Here is a 17,628-nt window from a genome sequence, read left to right on the forward strand (position 1 = left end):
TCGAACCCGGCTTAAGCCGGTTGAGTATGGGGACGAGTATGACAGTGACAAGACTTTCTGCGGATCGCGGCGCCTTGATCGGGGCACAGTCGCGCCGCCTTATGACCACAACCGCCTGCGCGTTTGCGCTTCTGGCCGGACCTTTCACGATGCCCGTCGTGGCGCAGACGGCGCCAGTGAGTGCGGCGACCCGCGCCTATGTCATTCCGGCACAACCGCTTGCCAATGCGCTGAGGGCCTTCGGCCGCCAATCCGGCCTGCAGGTTTCCCTGCCGGCAGAGGCGGCCCGCGGCGCGAATTCCGCTGCCGTCTCCGGGACGCTTTCGACCGAAGCTGCCCTCTCGCAGCTTTTGTCCGGCACCGGACTTTCCTGGCGCATCAGCAATGGCACGGTCGTCGTCGGCGACCAGTCTTCTGGTGTCACCGGTGGCGCGCCTGCAGCCGATGGTTCAACAGTGATCGGTGAGATCAATGTCACCGGCCAGCGGGCCGAGACCAGCGTCAGCTCCGTCAACATCGGTGCCGAAGAACTCGCAGCGCGCAATCCGACCAGCGTCGCCGACGTCTTCCGCGACGAAGCGGGGGTGAGCGTCGGAAGCTCGATCCCGACCTCGCAGAAGGTCTATGTCAACGGGCTGGAAGAAACGACGCTCGCAGTCAGCATTGACGGCAGCCGTCAGAACAACCGCGTCTTCCATCATAATGCCACCAACCTGATCGATCCATCGCTGCTGAAGGCCGTCGACGTCGATGCCAGCATCGCACCTGCCGATGTAGGCCCGGGCGCTCTGGCCGGCTCAATTGCCTATGAGACGAAAGATGTCAAAGACCTGCTCACGCAAGACGGCTTCGGCGGCATGGCGTCGGAGACCTATAATTCGAACAGCAATACCTTCACCACCGGCATTGGCGGCTGGGCCATGCAGGATGGCTTCGAGTTTCTCGGCTTCCTGAACTATGGCAAAGGCGGCAATTACGAAGCAGGAAACGGCGATGAGGTCCGTGGCACCGAGACAAACCTCCTGAGCGGCCTCGGCAAGCTGGCCTATGAGGCCGAAAGCGGCGATCGCTTCGAGATCAGTCATGAGCGGGTGCGCGACGACGCAGATCGGCCTTACCGCGCAAATGCCAGCGTGGTCACGACCGGGCGTCCCTGGGAGCCGGCCTATCGCAATTATAAGCTTGAACGCGACAATACCGTCTTCACCTATGCGGATACAACGCCGGAAGGCTGGTGGGACCCAACTGTGCGGCTGGCCTACAGCCACAGCTCGGTCGAAACGCCGATCTTCTACAATGCCGGCGGTGGCGTGGGCGCTTCCTATGACGGACAGGGCGAGAGCGGCAGCCTGAACGGCAAGTTCGAGAACAAGTTCACGCTGGAAAACGGCAACATTGTCGCCGGTCTGGACTTCTACAGCGACAAGATCGAACTGGAGACCGCTAGCGAGCCGCTCGGATATACGGAGGACGCCTCCGAACGCGCGCGCAACGTCGGCATCTATACACAGGTGCGGATCGAGCCTGTTGATGCCATGCGGCTGTCCTTTGGCGGACGCGCCGACAAGCAGTGGTTCGAGGGCACGACGGGCGAGAAGTGGGACCATGCCGGTCTCAGCGGCAATGCGTCCGTGGAATACGACCTGACGAGCTTCCTGACGGCCAAGGCCGGTGCAAGCCATGTCTGGGCGGGTATTCCGCTTGCGGAAGCCTTCATCATGAACCCCGCCTGGAACTATGGCCTAGAGGGGCCGGAGGTGACGACTGCCAACAACGCGACCGCAGGGCTCGAATTCCACCATGACGGCTTCACTGCCGAGGGGAGCCTCTTCCGCAGCATGATCCAGGATGCGCGCGTGGCGAAATGGGCTGCTGCGCGGGCCAACCAAAATTATGACGTCGAGACCTGGGGCTTCGAAGTGGGGGCAGGCTATGACTGGACCGACGGCTTCATCAAGGTGAAGTACACACGGGTGAATGCGGAAATCGATGGCTTGCCGGCCGATTCCGACACGGGCAACTACCTCACCACACCGGTTGGCGACATCATCACCATTTCAGCAGCTCACACCTTCAGCGACTGGGGCCTGACAGTCGGCGGCGACATGGAGTTTGCACCGGAATTCGAAGACGGCGCGAACACCTATGTGGCCTATGAAGTCGTCAACATCTACACAGAGTGGAAGCCCGAACAGCTCTCTCACATGACGTTCCGCGCAGAAGTGCAGAACCTCTTCAACGAGACCTATGCGAGCCGCTCCACCTATGGCCAGGAATTCGGCAATGTTGAGCCCCTATACGAGCAGGGCCGCACCTTCCTGCTATCAGTCAAGGCGACCTTCTGATCCCGAAAGACATTGCTGTTCGTCGCGAGACCGGCGGAGGGCGACCCATGACCATCTGACATCAGGAAGAAACGAGCATGTTTATTCGCCCCATGACCCGCCGCGCACTGATTACCGCAGGCCTCGTCCTCGCCACCCTGCCGGCGCTTGCGCTCGACGTCGAGACCTATGCTGGCAAGGTCACCGTCGAGGAAACACCGTCGAAGGTTGCCGTCTTCGACATTGCAGCACTTGATACGCTGCTGGCGATCGGCGTGATGCCGGCCGGTATCCCGGAAAACCTCTATCTTTCCGAACTCTCGGACCTGAAGGGCAAGGCCGAGGTCGTCGGCGACATATTCGAGCCCAATCTCGAAGCCTTGAGCGCGCTTGCACCTGACCTCATCATCGTTGGTGGTCGCTCTTCCGGCAGGGAAAAGGAAACGTCGAAGGTCGCGCCCTCGCTCGACATGACCATGGACGGCATCGACGTGATTGACCAGGCGCGTAAGCGGGCCAAGACCTATGGTGCGATCTTCGGCAAGCAGGCGGAGGCCGAAAAGGTCGTTGCCGATTTCGACGCAGCGCTCGCCCGCGCCAAGGCCGCCGTTCAGGGCAAGGGCAAGGGGCTGATCGTGATGACCAACGGGCCGAAGATCACAGCTTACGGTATCGATTCCCGCTTCGGCTGGGTGCACAAGGCGCTCGACCTGCCAGCCGTCGTGGAAGACGTTGAAGCCGCCACCCATGGCGAGCCGGTCTCCTTCGAATTCATCGCCAAAGCCAATCCCGACTGGCTGCTGGTGCTCGACCGGGCCGCCGCCATTGGCGCCAATGACCAAAATGCCAAGGCAACGCTCGACAATGCGCTGGTCGCCGAGACCAAAGCCTGGAAGACCGGCCAGGTGATCTATTTGCCGTCGGCCGATTTCTACATCGCCGCCGGCGGATTGAAGGCTACCGAACGGGTCCTGGCCACCATCGAGGCCGCATTCTCCGCCAGCCAGTGATGTCTGCCAAACTTGAGACACACCATCGTCGCGCAATGATCGGCGCCGGGCTCTGCCTGGCGCTTCTCGTCGTCTTGAGCCTTGCGATCGGCGTGCAGGAACTGTCGTTGTCCGGCACCGAGGGGGGGATGCCCTTTGGCGATCTCATGGCCATCAGCCGGCTGCCGCGCACGCTTGCCGCCGTGCTCTGCGGCGCCGGGCTGGCGGTCGCCGGCCAGATCATGCAGACGCTGACGCGCAACCGCTTCGTCGAGCCATCGACCGCGGGCACCGCCCAGAGTGCAGCGCTCGGCATCCTGATCGTGACGCTCTTTCTGCCGGCTGCCGGCCTGGGAGTAAAAGCGCTGGTCGCCAGCGGCTGTGCGCTCATCGGCACGGCTCTGTTCCTCGCCACCGCGCACCGCCTGCCGCCGGAACAGCCGCATCTCGTGCCGCTCTTCGGCCTTGTCTACGGCGGCGTAGTGGGAGCGGCCGTCACCTATGTCGCCTGGCAAACCGATCTCCTGCAATATCTCGACATTTGGACCAATGGCGAATTCTCCGGCGTGCTGAAAGGCCGTTACGAACTGCTCTTCGTCGCCTTCGTTATCGTCGGTGTGGCCACCGTGATCGCCGACCGGCTGACAATCATGGCGCTCGGCAAGGACCAGGCGACCAGCCTCGGCATCGATTATCGCCGGATGACCCAGATCGGGCTGGTGCTGGTCTCCGTCATGTCGGCGCTCTCGGTCGTCGTCGTCGGGCTCATCCCCTTTGTCGGCCTCGTCGTGCCCAATCTCATCTCGCGCCTCTCGGGCGACAATCTGCGCGGCACACTGCCGCTCGTGGCACTCGGCGGGGCAATCCTCGTGCTCGCCTCCGACATCGCCGGGCGCGTCATGCGCTTTCCTTACGAGATCCCTGTCGGCACGGTCATGGGTGTCATCGGACCGGCGGTCTTCCTCTGGTTCATCCTGCGGGAGCGCCGCGATGCGTGACCGGATCGTTATCGGCCTTATTCTCTGTCTTGCGCTCACCTCCATCATCGCCTTCATGACGGTCAACCTGCGCGGCAATATCGCTTTTGCGTTGGAGCTGCGCGGGATCCGGCTTGCGGCGCTGGTGACCGTCGCGGTTGCCATCGCGCTCTCGACCGTCACCTTCCAGACGATCACCGGCAATCGCATCCTCACACCCTCGATCATGGGGCTGGACGCGCTCTACCAGTTCGGTCAGGCGGCCCTCGTCTTTGCGCTGGGCGGGCTGGGTTATGTCTCGCTCTCGCCGCATCTAAAATTCGGCATGGAAGCGTCCGCCCTGATGCTGCTCGCCATGCTCATCCTCTGGCCGGCGCTGAAAAGCCGGATGGATCTGACGCTGATGCTGCTCGCGGGTGTCGTCATCGGCGGGCTCTTTCGTAGCCTGACGAACCTTCTGGCACGGCTGATAGATCCGCAGGAATTCGCCGTGGCGCAGCGGGCGATGTATGCGAACTTCTCCGCGCCGAACACCGATCTGCTCGCCATTGCGACGCTCGTCACGCTCCTGGCCGGCGGCTTCCTCTTCTCGCGCCGCCATCTGCTGGACATCGCCGCACTCGGACGTGACACGGCCATCGGCCTCGGTCTTGACTGGAACCGGGTGGTGCTGGTGCAGCTCATCACCGTGTCACTGCTGGTCGCCGTCTCCACCGCGCTTGTCGGGCCCGTCACCTTTTTCGGCCTGTTGATCGCAGCGCTTGCCGAGCGGCTCACATCCTCCCGCAGGCACGCTTCCGTCGTCGTGGTTGCCATGCTTCTCGGCGTGATCGTGCTGGTCGGCGGGCAGACGCTGTTGCAGCACGGGCTTGGCCAGACCGGCACGCTCTCTGTGGTCGTCGATTTCCTCGGCGGCCTTGTGTTCATCCTGTTTCTGTTTGCGAGGCGAGCCCGATGATCGAAATCCAATCCGTCAGCCTGGATCGCGAGGGCCAGCGCGTGCTGGATGGCATTGATCTTGTTCTGCCCAGAGGCGGCCTTACCGCCCTGGTCGGCCCGAACGGGGCGGGCAAATCCACCCTGCTCTCGCTAGCCGCCCGGCTGTTGCCGCTGCAGCAGGGCTCCGTCACCATCGACGGGCTTCCGGTCGGCTCGACACCCGGCAAAACCCTGGCCAGAAAACTCGCGATCCTGAGGCAGGATATCGGCCCGCCGCCGCGCGTCAGCGTGCGCGAGATGGTCGAATTTGGCCGGTTTCCGCATGGCGGGGGGCGGATGACGGCGGAGGATCGGGCCATGGTCGAGGAGGCGCTCGCTCGTTTCGAACTCGAAGGCCTTGCCAACCGCTCGCTTGATCGGCTGTCCGGCGGCCAGCGGCAGCGGGTGATGGTGGCTATGACCTATGCGCAGGGGACCGACTATATCTTGCTCGACGAGCCCCTGAACAATCTCGACATGTATCACGCCCGCCAACTGATGCTGGAACTGCGCCGGCTCGCTGACGAAGCCGGCCGAACCATCGTCGTCGTGCTGCACGACATCAACCACGCATCAGCCAGCGCCGACCGGATCATTGCGATGAAGAATGGCCGGATCGCAGCCGACGGGACGCCTGACGCCATCATGCACACGGACGTGCTACAGGGGATCTACGATTTTCCCGTCGCGGTGGTTGAGGCAGGCGGAATGCGGTTTGCACTACACTACACGCAGCGCCCAGATGCGACAGGTGTGTCCGGCCCAACCTGATGGGTTTGAGGACCACACCATAGGTCCAAGGAACCACAAAACTCTGTTGCTGCCAAATGCTCGCCTCAGGCGGGAAGCATGCTGACGGCTGAGGACACTCCTGTTGAACTGCGCGGGAATGCGACCCCATTCTCGGCAGCAGTATCTAGCAGGCAGAAACGTTCAGAGTGAAGCGCCTACAAAGACGGTGGGTGTGTTGCCAAATCGCCCGGCAAAGCGAGTGTCCGCTTATGGAAAAGACCCTATTGCGGCCAAACGTCCGAACTGAAGGCGCATTCTCGCCACGGCAGCATTCGCTTCTAGCCGGACTTTTTCCTGTTGCGGCTAGCGGCCTCGACGGAATGACTGCCGTGTTTCCTTTGCAGAATCTGAAAAGCCAGGAGGCTTGTTTCTCACCCACGTGATGAATGTCCGCACCGCAGGGTCTTCCAGGATTGTTTTGATCGTGGAAAATTTCTTGGCGAGTTGAGCATCGGTAAAGATCGAATGGATCTGATCGTGGCATATACGGTGCAGGCAAACGGTTTCCTTTCCACCCTTGCTCTTGGGAACAAGATGATGCTCGTCTCTCTGATCCTCCGGGATGACGCGCTCGCACATCGGACAGAACACGGGCTCTGGCGTAGGCTCGTCCCAAAAAGCTAGCTCGTCTCTGTTCTTGCGGGCCAAGGCTCGATCTTTCCTGGTGGAGACCCCGGATGCTGTTCCCGAGGATGGGTGCTAGTGTCGTACGCGCACGCCAGTAGCATGAAACCATCAGAACCGTATGGCTTGTTTGAGGGCGCGAACCGGATCGGATCCTTCGAGGGGCTCACCGGAAAAAGGAGCGGCCCCACGACGTGTGGAGCCGTCCGCTTTCAGATTTCAGTTCGCACAGCTAGTTCTAATGCGTCCCCAATGTCGACGGGCGATCTTGGTATGGCCAAGTAGGATCTGGATCGCTCGAAGATTGCCAGTGGCCTTGTAGATCATGGCGGCCTTCGTTCGCCGCAGGGAATGCGTACCGTAATCCTCCCGACGAAGCCCGATCGCCGTCACCCACTCATCGACCAGTCGGGCGTACTGCCGAGTGCTGAGATGATCAGCGTGGTCGACGCGACTGGGAAAGGCATAGTCATCGACTGTTCCTCCCGTTGTGACCTTGCCCCGCTGAACTAATCCATTTTGAAGTAAGCTCTGGCCCATTGAGAGGACCAGAGAATGAAGCGCAACCGTTTCACGGACGAACAGATCATCGGCATTCTGAAGGAGCACGAGGCGGGTACGCCGGTCTCGGAGCTTTGCCGCAAGCACGGCGTCAGCGATGCCAGCATCTATAAATGGAAGGCCAAATTCGGCGGCATGGACGTGTCCGAAGCCAAGAGGTTGAAGACACTTGAGGACGAAAACACGAAGCTGAAGCGGCTTCTGGCTGACGCGATGCTCGACAATGCGGCTTTGAAGGACCTGTTGGGAAAGAAGTGGTGACGCCCGCAGCAAGGCGGAAAGCTGTCGTTCATCTGATGGGTCACCACGAGATGAGCGAACGGCGGGCGTGTAAAGCCATGGGCTTTTGCCGAATGACAATTCGTTACGAAACCAGGCGCAGTGACGATGATCGTCTTCGCGAGCGAATGAAAGCATTGGCGCATGAACGCCGCCGCTTTGGTTATCGACGCATCCACGTGCTGCTCAAACGCGAGGGACACCGTGTGAACCACAAGAAGCTCTTCCGGCTGTATAGGGAGGAGAAGCTGACGGTGCGCAAGCGCGGCGGCCGCAAGCGAGCGATCGGCACGCGAGCACCAATGCTTGTCCCGATGACGGCCAATGACCGCTGGTCGCTGGACTTCGTGTCGGATCAGTTCAGCGATGGCGCAGGTTCCGGGTGCTGACGATCGTCGATGATTGCACCAGGGAATGTCTGGGCCTCGTCGCCGATACATCGCTCTCGGGTCTTCGGGTTGCTCGCGAGTTGGATCGGATCATCGAGAAGCGTGGCAAGCCCAAGATGATCGTTAGCGACAATGGCAGTGAGTTCACCAGTAACGCGATCCTGCAGTGGGCAGACCAGGTCAAGGTGGAGTGGCACTACATCGCGCCGGGTAAGCCGATCCAGAACGCCTTCATCGAAAGCTTCAATGGCCGACTGCGGGATGAGCTCCTGAACGAGACGCTCTTCTCGTCACTGAGCCATGCCCGATCAGCGCTCTCAAGCTGGCGTAGCGACTACAACGATCATCGACCGCATTCCGGCCTTGGCTGGCTCACACCAGCCGAGTTCGCTCAGACCATCAGCCCGCGACGTGATGCGGTGCTGCGCAGCCGGAATGGCTCCGCACCGCAACCCGCCGCTACCGCCCTAAATACAGCAACCCAAAACCGCCGGAGCGAACTCAAAACTGGATAAAACTTGGGGGCAAGGTCATGGCTGCCATGGAGGCAGCGCAAATGATGGAAGCAAAGTTCAAGGCAATGGTGGATCAGGATGTGCTGGCGCGTCAGCTGTCTGGTGAACTCGACACGGAGCAAAAACGCAAAAAGCTCCTAGACCGCTATGGTGAGGAGTTTACACGTAAATACTTAGCTTGGGAGGATTTTCGATTTTGGTTGGTTGCGGGGGCCTGATTGCACGGAGACTTGCGGTAAATCGCGTCGAGAGGGCTCAAACTAGCCCTTTGTGGGGTAGCCTAATGATGGAACAACGCAGGCCATCATCCCGCAGCCTCCAGTCGGGACCCTGGGAATTCTCGTATCAGGAGTTCCATCTGGCTGACGTCCTCAAGAAGGCAAGCTGTGGTTGAGAGCGCGTCTGCAACGGCCGCGGTGGGTGCCGAGATCGACACGGCGCGCCACACCGCCGGTGCAGGCATTCCGCTGACGGGGTCAAGAATGTGCCCCTGCCGTCCCGCGGCATCGAATGTCGTACCGAGAGGAGACGATGTGGCGAGAGCGCGTTGCCGCAAACCGACAAAACCGCCGGCTTCGGTTCGAACAGGCCAGTCGCCACCAGTCGGAGTGCCTCCAAGGGCACGGAATTCTCCCGTGTCGATCAGAACGTTCGTCAGGCCTTCTGCCTCCAGCAATGCAGCCACCCGGTCGGCGACATAGCCTTGGCCGATCCCATTCAAGGTCAGCGCCATGCCCGGTCGCAGGCTGATTTTCGCCGCATCCATCTCCACCTTGTGCCAGCCAACAAGCGCCTTGGCCACGGCGATTGCCGGGGCATCCGGCTGCCTGCCGCGCGCGGCGGCTTCGGCCCAGAGCGTCCAAAGCGGCTGCACGGTCGGATCAAACCTCCCGCCGCTGGCATGGTTCACGGCAGCGGCAAGCGACAGGCATTCCAGCAGTTCGAAAGGCGGCTCGGCCAGATGGCCCTCCCGGTTGAGCCGCGCCAGCGCACTATGCGCTCGGTAGAGGCTCAGAATGTCTTCCAACCGATCGATTTCGGCCAATACGCGGGCGGTGATCGCCTCCGCGTCGGGATGGTCGATCCGGATAGAAGCGCGTGCACCAAGCGCTTGCCCGGTCCAGAATTTCGAGACTTGCGGCGCGGCGCGTGTCACGGCTGGCAGAAGAGCCAAGGCAGCGGAAATCGTGATCAGTCGGCGGCGTGTTACGGGCATGGTTCAGCCTCCAGCTTTGTTGGACAGGGCACGCAGACGGTTTTGGAAATCGGTATTGTCGCCCTGCGGGTTCGGGTCGACAACGTCCTCAACCGGGGCCAGAACCATGTCGTCGGTGATTTCAGCCAGGGACAAGACACGACCGCCCTCGACGCGGGCAAATTCCTCGGCCTGTTGACGGCTCGAAAACGGAACCGTCTCCGGCGCCCCCATGCCCCCCTGGCGCGCCGATCCCACGACGAACAGCGCCTCGTCTATGGCAATCCAGTTGCCATCGCCCGGTTGATCCCAGGTGGCCCCCGTCGCCCCCATATCGTTCACATAGACGGCAAGGATTGGCGCCACCTGCTCAGGTCCACGCAGATAGGCAATGGCATCACGGACCTGGCTGAAGAACAGGGGGGCTGGCATGCCCTCGAGAAACACCTGCCCCTTGGGCCCAGCATGTTCCAGCAGGTTCATCTGGCAATAGTGGCCAAGCGTCTCGGCCGTCATGTCCTTGGGCGTCGTGTCCTGCGTGACCTTCTCCTGGCACCCGGCGAGCAATGCCAGAAAGCCGGCGATCAGGAGCGTGTGAAGCGGAAGTCGCATGGGCCATTTCATGGGGTCACCTTTCGAAAAGCGGCAAGCGCAAGCGCGATCGCCAGCAATGGCCAGAGGAACAGCGAAGCTGCCAACTGCCAGAGCGGGATTGCCCCCGCTGCGCCACCGATGCCGCCGGCGGCCGCGACCGCCTTAGCGGCAGACAGGTTGAAAACGCGGAAGGCATCGGCGGGGTTGGCCAGCAGGACGACGGGCAAGGCTTGCGTGGTAAAGGCACCGCCGCCATCGGTGACGATCAGCGCCAGCAGCGCCAGGTCGTAGAGCACGACGGCAACCAGCCACACCGCAATCGCAAGTCCCGCAGCACCGGAGGGGCGGCGCGCCAGTGCCGAGAGCGCATAGCCGGCGCCGAGGAAAGTGGCACCCAGGAGAACCGAGGACCAGATCAACCGGACCAGGGAACCGATCCCCTTGATCGCCGCCGGATCAGACCACACGGCCACCACCAGTGCTGCGCCATAGCCAAGGATTACAGCAAGCGCCAGGATCGCAAGATGCGCCAGAAGCTTGCCGAGCAGGATCTCAAGGCGCGAGACCGGATAGGTGAGAAGCAGCGGAAGCGTGCCGCGCTCCACTTCGCCAGCCACGGCATCAAAACTCATCAAAAGCGCAAGCAGCGGCACGAGATAAACGGCAAGTGAAGTGAGTGAGGCAACAATGACCGACAGCCGGTCGACGCCGACATCGCCGGTCGGCGCGGAACCTGCGGCGGCAAGCACGAGCGCAAATAGCATCATCATGCCGGTGGCGATCAGCACCCAGCGGTTCCGGAAGGCGATGCGGAACTCGCAAGTCGCGGTGGCGAGAATGCGCCTCATTGCCCGTCCCTCCGGCTGAAATGGCTGTAGATATCCTCAAGGCTCGGCGGGTTCACATCGAGATCGGCGACCTCGGCACTTCGCGACGTGATGCGAGCGAGAAGCGGCAGCTTTTCGGTCTGCGCGCAGGTGATGCGCAGCACTCCGTCGATGCCGAGGGATGCTTCCGGCAAGGCTGCGGCAAGCGATGCTGCATGGCCCTCAACCGGACGAACGAGGAGCGTGATTGGCAAGACGGCCTGCGCGCGAATGTCGGCAAGGCTGCCCTCGGCCACCAGTTGTCCGCCCGACAGGATGAGGATGCTGTCGGTACGCGCCTCGACCTCGGTAAGCGCGTGCGAGGACAAAAGGATCGTGGTGCCATCCGCCGAGAGACCATCAAGCAGGTCGTAGAAATCTCGTCGTGAGACGGGGTCGAGGCCCGAGGTCGGCTCGTCCAACACCATAAGGCGGGGTCGGCCAATCAGGGTCTGGGCAAGGCCCACGCGCTGGCGCATGCCTTTGGAATAGGTACCAATCCGCCGCCGCGCCGCATGGCCAAGACCTACGCGAGCGAGGAGTTCCGGCGCGATGCGGGGATCGTCCCCGCGAAGCGAAAGATAGTGGCGGATCTGTTCCTCGCCGGTAAGCGCGGGATGAAAGGCAACATTTTCCGGCAAATAGGCCACCTGCATGCGCGCAGCTTCCGAACCTGGCATTAATCCACAAACCTGAACCTCGCCGCTGTCGAACGGAATCAGCCCAAGAATGATCTTCATTATCGTCGACTTGCCGGCACCGTTGTGTCCAAGCAGCGCTGCGCGCTTTCCAGGCTGCAATGCCAGCGAGACCTGCTTCAGCGCCTCCACGGACTGGAAGCGCTTAGTGAGCCGAGAGATTGTCAGCGTCGGTGTCATCATAATTTCCTGTCGCCCATCGGCCCGTGGCCTCGGCTTCATGGCGGAGTATGTCTTCGGGAATTTCGATCGTCAGCGCGCGCATCAACGGGGCGCCGTCGCGCACCCCACCCGGCAAGGTGGCTGGAAAATCCCGCTGGCTCCAGCGCACAAGTTGCACGGCGGGCGAACCGATCAGAAGGCTTGCGGCAGGCTGCGACCACAGAATTTGGTCCATCACGTCGTTCGGGCGGTAGAAGCTGTCGGCGATGCCGTCGCCATTGAGATCGAAAGCCGGATGGTCGGACCAGAAATTTCCCCTCCCCTCATAGCTCCATTCCATGTTGCGGGTCCCGACATATTTGACCTGCTCGCGATTGGCGACGAAGGCATTGCCGGTCAGCACGTTCTTTTCCGAACCGGCAGTGAAATGAATGCCGATATGGCAGCCCTCAAAGCGATTATCCCAGATCAGGTTCTTGTGAGCGTTGTAGATGAACAGGCACTTCTTCGTGCGGCCGCGCACCAGATTGCCGGTAACGTCGGCATTGTTGGCGTAATTCAGCATCAACCCGTGATCACGGTCACCGAGGCTCAGATTGTTGAGGATCTTAGCCCTGTCGGAGAACATGATGGCAAAGCCGAGATGGTTCCCGACCGAGATATTGCCGGAAACCTCGGTATTGCGGGTATACATGAAATGCACGGCAAAACGCAGATCGCGCATGACATTACCACGATAGATGCTGTTGGAGCTGGCATTGGAGAAGATGCCGTCGCGACCGAAGCGGATGAGATTGTTCTCCAGAAGGGTGCCTGGGCTGTTCCAGACATAGATGCCGTTGCCGCGCTCGTTCATGCGTAGGCTGTCGGTGCCGATGATCTCATTGCCAGAGACCACCACATCCCGACCACCGTGCACATCGATGCCATGCATGTTGCCGGTGACGTACAACTTCTCGACCCGGGTGCGATCGGCCCCTTTTTCAATCTTTACGCCCGCGTCGAGGTCCTGGTTGATCCGGCCCGAGCCCGTGACTGTGAACCCGGTCAGATGGACATCGGCTGCGGTGATCGTCATCACGCTGCCCGAGCCCAGGCCATCGACGACGGCGCCGCGCGGACCGATGATGGCAAGGGACCGGTCGATGGTTACGGGGCCAAGATAGGCCCCGTCGGTCAATGTCAGGACATCGCCGGGTGATGCAACGGCGATGGCGGCCGCGAGACTGCCCGTACCCGGGGCGACCATGTACTCCTCCGCCGCAAGCGGCGAAGCAAGAACAAGACCGATCAGGACGACGGGTAGCCGCATGGCTCAGGCGCCCTTCGGTTCGACAAACATGCGCCCACGCATTTCCATGTGAAGGGCATGGCAGAACCACTGGCAATAGTACCAGTAGACACCGGCATTGGCCGCGACGAAGGTGACCGAGCTCGTCTGCTGCGGACCGATCTCGATCGCCACGCCATGGTTGCCCATGGTGAATCCGTGCGTCAGATCGTCGATGTCATCCAGATTGGTGACGATAACCGTGACTTCGTCGCCTTCCTTCACCGTGAAGCTCTCCAGGCTGAAGGCCGGAGCGACCGAAGTCATGTAGACGCGCACCTTGTTGCCGTCGCGGACAACTGCGTCAGTCCACTCATCGATGTTGACACCATCAGCCTCGGCCTGTTTGCGGGTTTCGGCCCACATCGCATCATTGCGATCCCAGGTTGAGCGAATGTTGGACAGGATCGAGGGCGCAACAGCGATTGCATCATGAGGCTCAGCAAATGTCGGGCCATCATGAACAAGCTTCATCTTGTCGCCGGAGATGTCGATCAACTGATCGTTTTCAGGCTTTAACGGCCCGACGTTCAAGAAACGGTCCTTAGAGAACTTGCAAAGGCAAACCAACCAGTCGTTGGAGGCGTCGAGCGTTTCTCCCATGACTGTCTTCAGGTGCCCCGGCTGATACTGGACGTCGATCTTGTCCTTGATCGGATCGACCTTTTCGCCGGCATAAGCCTTAATCGCATCCTCGATGTTCCACTTGGCGACCTGGCTGTCGAGGAAGAGCGAGGTATAGGCATTGCCGCGACCGTCAAAGGCCGTATGCAGCGGCCCAAGGCCAAGTTCCGGTTCGGCAACAACTGCGCTGCGCGGTTCTGCATTTTCATAGAACAGTGCGTCGAACTTGGTCACATCAAGCACCGTGACGGTCGGCGAAAGCTTGCCATTGATGCAAAGGTGCTTCTTGTCCGGCGCCATGTTGCAGCCATGTGGATTGTTGGCGATCGGGATGTAGCGGGTGAAGAGCGACTTGGCTTCCTTGCGACCATCCAGCACCTTGACGCCGTTGATCTCCTCGTATTGACCAACAGCGATGGCCTTTTCGATCTCAGCCAGATTGAAGATGACGACATGGTCCATTTCGGACTTGGTCATTTCTTCGAGATTCACGCCCATTTCGGAGTTGTAGCTGGTGGAGAAGGCCCACTTGCCTTCATAGTCGGCATCGCAGTTGTCAAGATTGCCCGACACCTTGACCTGCCAGGCAACGTCCCATTTTTCAGCGTCGACCGCAGTGAAAACGTTCACATAGGTCGAAACATCCGTCATGGTCGAACCATCATTGACCAGCGGCGCTTCGTCCTCGCCGTTGCAGAAGACGTAATTGGTCTTCGGCCACTTCTGCGGGCGCAGGCCGTGAATGCCTTTAGCATTCGGAATTTCCAGAATGGCATCGGTCTTCATGACGTCGCAGCGAACGCGTGCAACGCGGGTATTGGCCTTGTCGTTCATGAACAGATAGCGGCCGTCATACTTGCCCTCGGTGAAGGACATGTGGACGTGGTGCAGGTCGCCATTGTCATGGATCTTCTTGCCATTGGCGGCGAGCTGCTTCTTGGTCTTCTCTGTCATCGTCCGCTGATGGATACGGATCGATTCATTGGTTTGGCCCCAGCCGGTTGCCGAGCAACGGTTGAACACGGGAACACGCATCAGCTCGCGCATCGAAGGGATGCCCAGAATGCGCATTTCGCCTGTTTGCCCCGAGGACCAGAAGCCGTAATAATCGTCGAGCTTGCCGGGCGCCACGGAGCCGTCGCCTTCGGCAGCAGCGAGTGCCGGCGTCGCGACGACGGCAGCCCCGAGGCCGAGCGCGCCTGCCCCCATGCTTCCGGCCAGTACTGCGCTGCCGGCTGTGGCACTGAACAGCTCTCGCCGGCTCAGGCCTTTGGTTTCTTTCTTTTCCATCGTCGGTATCCTTCTTCGGTTAGACTTTGGCTGCGGATTGATTGATCGGCGCCCCGCCCGGACTTGCCGCGAGCTTTGCTCGCGACTTCATTTTCTTCATCACGACGGGACAGACGGTTTCGGACTGGTAGAGCACCTGACAGTGAAGGCAGTTGATGCACTCGTTCGGATTGATCTCGCCGGTCCTGTGGATGGCCTGCACGGGACACTGGTTGGAACAGGTCTGGCAGGGGTTGCCGCATTCGTGATAGCGCTTCAGCCAGTCGAACATGCGCATTCGGGCGGGTATCGCGAGTGCTGCACCGAGCGGGCAGAGGTAGCGGCAGTAGAAGCGTTCGACGAAGAGTCCCGCGACCAGAAGGGCGGCCGCATAGGCGACAAACGGCCAGGCGCGGATGAACTTCAGGATGATCGCCGTCTTGAACGGTTCGATCTCGGCCAGGTGCTCGGCCTGCTCGACACTCATCAGCGAGACCCCGAACAGGCCAAGGAAGATCATGTATTTAAGCGGCCACAGTCGCTCATGCAGCCCCCACGGCAGGGTCCACTGCGGAACATGCAGCTTGCGGGCGATCTGATTGCTCAGTTCCTGGAGCGCGCCGAATGGGCAGAGCCAGCCGCAATACGCGCCGCGCCCCCAGAACAGAAGGGCAGCCGCTACCGAAAACCACAGGATGAAGGTCAAGGGATCAAGTAGAAAGGCCTGCCAGGAAAAGCCGGTGACCAGACTGCCGAACAGGGCCATGAGGTTGACCACCGAGAGCTGGGCATTGGCATACCATCCGAGGAAAACCAGTGTGACGGTAAGGAAAGCGATGCGGAAGATATAGAAAGCTCTGGCATTCCTGACGGCATAGGTCTGGAAGAAGAATACCGCCGTCAGCACGAACAGCATCGTGCCGAGCACTGCGATCTCCAGCGTCTTGTCACGCCAGATGCGTTTCCAAAGATCCGCCTGAGCCGTGCCCTCGTCGCGGTCGGCGACAGCTGTGACTTCGGCGAGAGGAAGAGCCGCAGCCTTCAGATATTTCTGCGGCAGCTGATAGCTGAGATCAAAGGTATGGAACACCTTTTCGATTGGACCGACCTCGCGGTGCGCCAGAAGCTGGATGCGGAAGGGTTTGGTCGGATCAAAGCCGACATCGGCGGGGATGCGGAAAAGATCCATCTCGGCGAAGTCGGGCGCGCCGGAAAGTGCGATCCTGCCGAGCCGGCGATGATCGCGGTCGCGAAAGCGCACAGAAACATCGTCCTGGATCAGCACGATGCGGTCGAAGATGCCGCCGCGCACGTAGCCGGAGCCCTTGAACGAGTAAAGCCCTCTGCCGGCAACGGCGACCGCGTTTTCGCCCTCCTTCAGCCAGTCCCTAAGATTGGCCTCCTCGGCCGGCCCGAGCATAGCCTTGCCGATCGCCGGCACAGAGACGAGTGCTGCATGCATGTCGATAAAGGTGGTTTCCGGCGGCTCCGTCAGCGCCCGCTCGCGAGCCCGCGCATCGGCATGCTCGGCAAAAGCGGCATTGACCTGCACCACATCAAGCGACAGACGACGGATCGTGCCGTCGCCCTCCGCCTCGACCCAGTCGGCCGGCTCTGCGGCATCGGCATCAATCGTGAAGCGAGGGCCGGCCAGTTCGCTTTCCGGTGCCAGGCCGCCGAGCCCGAGCGCGCGTGCCACCTTCAAGCCTGATCGCACGATCGAATCGTCGATCACCATCACAGTGACCGTAGCACCCGAGATGATATCGACGTCATGCGCGGTGCCGCCCGACTTTGCCTCGGCAACAAGGTCGAGACCGGCATAGCCTGAAACCATTGCCTTGACCTTGGCCTCGGGAATGCCGATCAGGACGATGGGTTCGGAATGCTTGACCAACTGCACACCGATGATTTTCGCGTCGAGAGCAACCGCCACCAGCGTGTGGATGGGCTTGCCCGAGTATCCCGTCGTGCCGACGAAATCCGACGTCGCGAAGACCCAGCCCACAGTCTCGCCGCCCTTCAGCACGGGGGCAACCGCCAGATCCGCCCGCAGCGGGCCGAATCCATCAGCGCCCGGCACCAGGTCGGAGACCTGGGCAGCAGGCAAATACTGCTCCAGCACCGATGCCGCACTGGCGGAGACCGCAAGGCAAAGGGAAGCGCAGATCAGAAGGGCCACACGTAAGAGATTCATCCCAGATTTCCCGCATTTCGTCGCAGGAGCATTGGCGGCTTCAGGGAGATAGATCGTTGCGCCAGATCAAAGATGCAGCCGTTTCTCGAGTGATTGCCTGCAGCTACTGCGCGCGTCTGGATCAACAGCTGACACACGTAAAACCACGGTTTCACGACCTCCCCATCAACCTCTCGACTTCAATGGAAAAGAGTGACATCTGATGCGGAGGTGCCCGGTGACATGGGGGTTTGTCCTGAATTCTGGCAGCCAGCGACGGTAGCGA

14 protein-coding genes and 2 pseudogenes are annotated in these 17,628 nt (G+C 61.0%); 7 read left to right on the top strand and 9 right to left on the bottom strand.

Annotated features, from left to right (window positions below; all coding sequences use genetic code 11):
• Positions 1-38 precede the first annotated feature (38 nt).
• The 5 genes from LJE98_RS19355 (at position 39) to LJE98_RS19375 (ending at position 6,039) form a co-directional block, all read left to right on the top strand.
• On the top strand, positions 39-2,345 hold the full coding sequence (locus tag LJE98_RS19355; RefSeq protein WP_229576905.1) for a TonB-dependent receptor: 2,307 nt from the start codon (positions 39-41) through the stop codon (positions 2,343-2,345).
• Positions 2,346-2,422: 77 nt separating this feature from the next.
• Entirely contained in the window at positions 2,423-3,334 is a 912-nt protein-coding gene (locus LJE98_RS19360; RefSeq protein WP_229576906.1) for a siderophore ABC transporter substrate-binding protein, read from the top strand.
• On the top strand, positions 3,334-4,311 hold the full coding sequence (locus LJE98_RS19365; RefSeq protein ID WP_229576907.1) for an ABC transporter permease: 978 nt from the start codon (positions 3,334-3,336) through the stop codon (positions 4,309-4,311). Before LJE98_RS19360 ends, LJE98_RS19365 begins: the two co-directional genes overlap by 1 nt.
• Entirely contained in the window at positions 4,304-5,248 is a 945-nt protein-coding gene (locus LJE98_RS19370) for an iron chelate uptake ABC transporter family permease subunit (protein ID WP_229576908.1), read from the top strand. Before LJE98_RS19365 ends, LJE98_RS19370 begins: the two co-directional genes overlap by 8 nt.
• Positions 5,245-6,039 carry an ABC transporter ATP-binding protein gene (locus LJE98_RS19375; RefSeq protein WP_229576909.1) on the top strand — a complete coding sequence of 265 codons (795 nt, stop codon included), beginning with the start codon at positions 5,245-5,247 and terminating at the stop codon, positions 6,037-6,039. Before LJE98_RS19370 ends, LJE98_RS19375 begins: the two co-directional genes overlap by 4 nt.
• Before the next feature lie 324 nt (positions 6,040-6,363).
• Here LJE98_RS19375 and LJE98_RS19380 read toward each other — a convergent pair whose 3' ends face one another.
• Positions 6,364-6,708 carry an HNH endonuclease gene (locus tag LJE98_RS19380; RefSeq protein ID WP_229576910.1) on the bottom strand — a complete coding sequence of 115 codons (345 nt, stop codon included), beginning with the start codon at positions 6,706-6,708 and terminating at the stop codon, positions 6,364-6,366.
• 188 nt (positions 6,709-6,896) lie between these two features.
• A pseudogene (locus LJE98_RS19385) lies at positions 6,897-7,170 on the bottom strand (tyrosine-type recombinase/integrase); the annotation flags it as partial.
• Positions 7,171-7,239: 69 nt separating this feature from the next.
• Here LJE98_RS19385 and LJE98_RS19390 point away from each other — a divergent pair.
• Positions 7,240-8,428, top strand: a pseudogene (locus LJE98_RS19390) (IS3 family transposase).
• Between the two features lie 17 nt (positions 8,429-8,445).
• Positions 8,446-8,646 carry a hypothetical protein gene (locus LJE98_RS19395; protein ID WP_229576911.1) on the top strand — a complete coding sequence of 67 codons (201 nt, stop codon included), beginning with the start codon at positions 8,446-8,448 and terminating at the stop codon, positions 8,644-8,646.
• An 86-nt stretch (positions 8,647-8,732) separates the two neighbouring features.
• On the opposite strand, the gene LJE98_RS19400 is transcribed toward LJE98_RS19395, so the two are convergent.
• From LJE98_RS19400 to LJE98_RS19430, 7 genes are read right to left on the bottom strand one after another with little or no spacing between them, the layout of a single operon-like run.
• Entirely contained in the window at positions 8,733-9,644 is a 912-nt protein-coding gene (locus LJE98_RS19400) for an FAD:protein FMN transferase (RefSeq protein WP_229576912.1), read from the bottom strand.
• Positions 9,645-9,647: 3 nt separating this feature from the next.
• The gene (locus LJE98_RS19405) at positions 9,648-10,235 is read right to left on the bottom strand and encodes a nitrous oxide reductase accessory protein NosL (protein ID WP_229576913.1); all 588 of its coding nucleotides are present in this window, start codon (positions 10,233-10,235) and stop codon (positions 9,648-9,650) included.
• Positions 10,236-10,243: 8 nt separating this feature from the next.
• Positions 10,244-11,065: an ABC transporter permease gene (locus tag LJE98_RS19410; protein ID WP_229576914.1), complete on the bottom strand. Its 822-nt coding sequence runs from the start codon at positions 11,063-11,065 to the stop codon at positions 10,244-10,246.
• Positions 11,062-11,961 (bottom strand): ABC transporter ATP-binding protein, encoded by a 900-nt coding sequence (locus tag LJE98_RS19415; protein ID WP_229576915.1) that lies wholly within the window; start codon positions 11,959-11,961, stop codon positions 11,062-11,064. Before LJE98_RS19415 ends, LJE98_RS19410 begins: the two co-directional genes overlap by 4 nt.
• A complete protein-coding gene (locus LJE98_RS19420; RefSeq protein ID WP_229576916.1) occupies positions 11,927-13,255 on the bottom strand; it encodes a nitrous oxide reductase family maturation protein NosD in 1,329 nt (442 codons plus the stop codon). Before LJE98_RS19420 ends, LJE98_RS19415 begins: the two co-directional genes overlap by 35 nt.
• 3 nt (positions 13,256-13,258) lie before the next feature.
• Entirely contained in the window at positions 13,259-15,187 is a 1,929-nt protein-coding gene (gene nosZ, locus LJE98_RS19425) for a TAT-dependent nitrous-oxide reductase (RefSeq protein ID WP_229576917.1), read from the bottom strand.
• Positions 15,188-15,206: 19 nt separating this feature from the next.
• On the bottom strand, positions 15,207-17,363 hold the full coding sequence (locus LJE98_RS19430; RefSeq protein ID WP_229576918.1) for a NosR/NirI family protein: 2,157 nt from the start codon (positions 17,361-17,363) through the stop codon (positions 15,207-15,209).
• Positions 17,364-17,628: the final 265 nt, after the last annotated feature.

This window comes from Rhizobium sp. 'Codium 1' (assembly GCF_020889605.1).
Classification (GTDB): Bacteria; Pseudomonadota; Alphaproteobacteria; order Rhizobiales; family Rhizobiaceae; genus Allorhizobium; species Allorhizobium algae.